Annotated in this window: 3 protein-coding genes; all 3 read right to left on the reverse strand. The window is 74.5% G+C overall.

The features are described from left to right. Positions 1–65 precede the first annotated feature (65 nt). Genes BJF77_RS01920 through hisI form a run of 3 tightly spaced genes read right to left on the reverse strand, consistent with a single transcriptional unit; the run spans position 66 to position 2,688 of the window. Complete coding sequence (locus BJF77_RS01920; protein WP_075871120.1) at positions 66–665, reverse strand: Trp biosynthesis-associated membrane protein; 600 nt, start codon at positions 663–665, stop codon at positions 66–68. Next, the gene (locus BJF77_RS01925) at positions 658–2,256 is read right to left on the reverse strand and encodes an anthranilate synthase component I (RefSeq protein ID WP_047802391.1); all 1,599 of its coding nucleotides are present in this window, start codon (positions 2,254–2,256) and stop codon (positions 658–660) included. The genes BJF77_RS01920 and BJF77_RS01925 overlap by 8 nt, the downstream gene beginning before the upstream one ends. A 51-nt stretch (positions 2,257–2,307) precedes the next feature. Then, positions 2,308–2,688 (reverse strand): phosphoribosyl-AMP cyclohydrolase, encoded by a 381-nt coding sequence (gene hisI / locus BJF77_RS01930; protein ID WP_047802392.1) that lies wholly within the window; start codon positions 2,686–2,688, stop codon positions 2,308–2,310. Positions 2,689–2,803: the final 115 nt, after the last annotated feature.

The following is a 2,803-nucleotide window of genomic DNA, read 5'->3' on the forward strand; positions in this document are numbered from 1 at the left end:
GCGACCGGTGCCCGTGGCGGCCGGGGCGCCCGCGCGTCGCTCGGGCGCCGACCGCGGGCGGGAGCTCAGGCGGTGGGGTCGCGCCCCTCCGTGAGGGCGTCCCAGGAGTCGATCTCGTCCCCGCGCCCGGCGGTCGCGCCCGGGGCGGCTTCCGTGCCGGTGCGCTCGTAGCGCCGGGCCGTGGTCCAGGACCGCCCCGCCAGCAGGGACCACGTGCCGCACAGGGCGACCAGCACGGCCGCGGCCGCGGCGAGCCACGGCCAGAGGGTCAGGGCGAACTCGCCGCCGGCGTTGACCATGCCCGTGGTCTCCCCCACCGTGGTCTGCGCGGCGCCGGCCGGGTCCGCCAGCACGGCCACGGACGCGGCCAGGGCGCCCAGGCCGGCCAGGACGACCACCACGGACACCACCGCGCGCAGCACCCGCCCGGAGATGGCCGTGGTGAGGGCGCCGGCGGCCGCGACCAGCCCCAGGGCGGTGACCGCAGGGGCGGCGTCGGAGCCGGCGACGTCCACGGTCACGGGTTCGAGGGTGGTCCGCACCGTGGCGGAGATCCACGTGGCCGCCGAGCAGCCGAAGACCGCGAGCGCGGCGACCAGCGTGGCCAGCACCACCGTGGACCGGCGGGAGAGCCGCGCGCGCCGGGACGCCGTGGCCTCAGCCACGCCCGGCACCGGCTCCCGGGACGGCCGTGCGCTCGAGGTCGAGCTCGTGCAGCCGCTCGGCGAGCAGGACCGCCCGCAGCGGGGCGGTGGCCTTGTTCAGGGACTCGAGGGCCTCGGTCTCGGGGTCGGAGTCGGCGACGATGCCGCCGCCGGCCTGGACGTAGGCCTTGCCGTCCACGAGCAGCGCGGTGCGGATGGCGATGGCCATGTCCATGTCCCCGGCGAAGTCCAGGTAGCCGACCACCCCGCCGTAGACGGCCCGGCGCAGCGGCTCGTACTCGTCGAGCAGCCGCAGGGCGCGCGGCTTGGGCGCACCGGAGAGGGTGCCGGCGGGGAAGGTCGCGGCGAGGACGTCGTAGGCGGTGGCGTCCGGGCGCATCCGCCCGACGACGTTGGAGCACAGGTGCATGATGTGGCTGAAGCGCTCGACCTCCATGAACTCGGTGACCTCCACGGAACCCGGAACGGCGATCTTGGAGATGTCGTTGCGGGCGAGGTCCACGAGCATGAGGTGCTCGGAGCGCTCCTTCTCGTCCTGGAGCAGGTCCCGCTCGAGGGCGAGGTCCTCCTCCACGGTGCGTCCGCGGGGCCGGGACCCGGCGATGGGGTGGGTGACGGCCTGGTCCCCGGTCACGGTCACGAGCGCCTCCGGCGAGGAGCCGACGACCGAGAAGGGGCGCCCGTCGGCGTCCTCGAAGCTGTACAGGTACATGTAGGGGCTGGGGTTGATCGCCCGCAGCATGCGGTAGACGTCGAGGGAGTCGGCCGTGCACTCCGTCTCGAAGCGGCGGGAGACCACGACCTGGAAGATGTCCCCGTCCACGATCGCCTTCTTGCCCTCCACGATGGAGTTCATGAACAGCGTGCGGTCCCAGCTCTGGGCGACCTTGGCCTCGAGGTCGCCGCGGATCTCGTCGGCGCCGGTGAGCGTCGAGGCGGTGACGTGGTCCACGGGCCGGGCGAGCTTCTCGAGCATCGCGTGCACCCGCTCCACGGCGTCCGCCCACGCCTCGTCGACGCGCTCGTCGGTGTCGTCGAAGTTGATGGCGTTGGCCACGAGCAGGACGGTGCCGTCGGTGTTGTCGTGAACGGCGATGTCGGAGACGAGGTTCATGGCCAGCTCGGGCAGGTGCAGGTCGTCCTCGGGCGGGTGCGGGAGCTTCTCCCAGCGGCGCACGGCCTCCCAGCCCACGAACCCCACGAGCCCGGAGGTCAGCGGGGGGACGTCCTCGAAGCGCTCCGTGTGCAGCAGCGCCATCGTGTCCCGCAGGGCCTCGACCGGGCTGCCCCCGGTGGGGGCGCCGGCGGGTGCCCGGCCGATCCAGTGGGCCTGCCCGTCCTTGGCGGTCAGGGTGGCCCGGGAGTTCGCGCCGACGAACGAGTAGCGGGACCAGACCCCGCCCTCGGCCGCGGACTCCATGAGGAACGTGCCGGGACGGGCGGCGCCGTCCTCGAGCGCGAGCGCACGGTAGAGGCCGATCGGGGTCACGGCGTCCGCGAGGATCTTGACGCGCACGGGGATGACGCGCCGCTGCGCGGCGAGCGCGCGGAACTCTTCGAGGGTGGGGCTGATGGTGCCCAGGTCCTGCATGGGTGTCGACCTGACTTCCTGGTGGCGGAGGAGGAGAGCGGGGGGTGCGGCTCAGACGGCGGCGGCAGCGCCGAGGTCGCGGCCGTCGAAGCAGCTGCGGGTGCCGGTGTGGCAGGCGGCGCCGGTCTGGTCGACCTGCACGAGCAGGGCGTCGCCGTCGCAGTCCAGGCTCACGCGGTGCACGCGCTGGACGTGCCCGGAGGTGTCGCCCTTGCGCCAGTACTCCTGACGGGACCGGGACCAGAACGTCACGCGGCCCTCCGTGAGGGTGCGGCGCAGGGCCTCGTCGTCCATCCAGCCCAGCATCAGCACCTCCTTGGTGTCGTGCTGCTGGACCACGGCGGCCACGAGACCGGCCGGGTCCCGCTTGAGGCGCGCCGCCACGGCGGGATCGAGGACGGCGGTTCCGGGTGCGGGGCTCTGCTGGTTCATCGCCCCCATCCTATCGACCTGTTCCGGGGGGACGGGTCCCCGGCCTCGGCGGCCAGGGGCCCGGGGGCCGGAGCCGCGGGAGCCGTGACCCCGGTGCCGGGGGCCGCGGCCTCCG

The organism is Kocuria sp. CNJ-770 (assembly GCF_001942375.1).
GTDB classification, from domain to species: Bacteria; Actinomycetota; Actinomycetes; order Actinomycetales; family Micrococcaceae; genus Kocuria; species Kocuria oceani.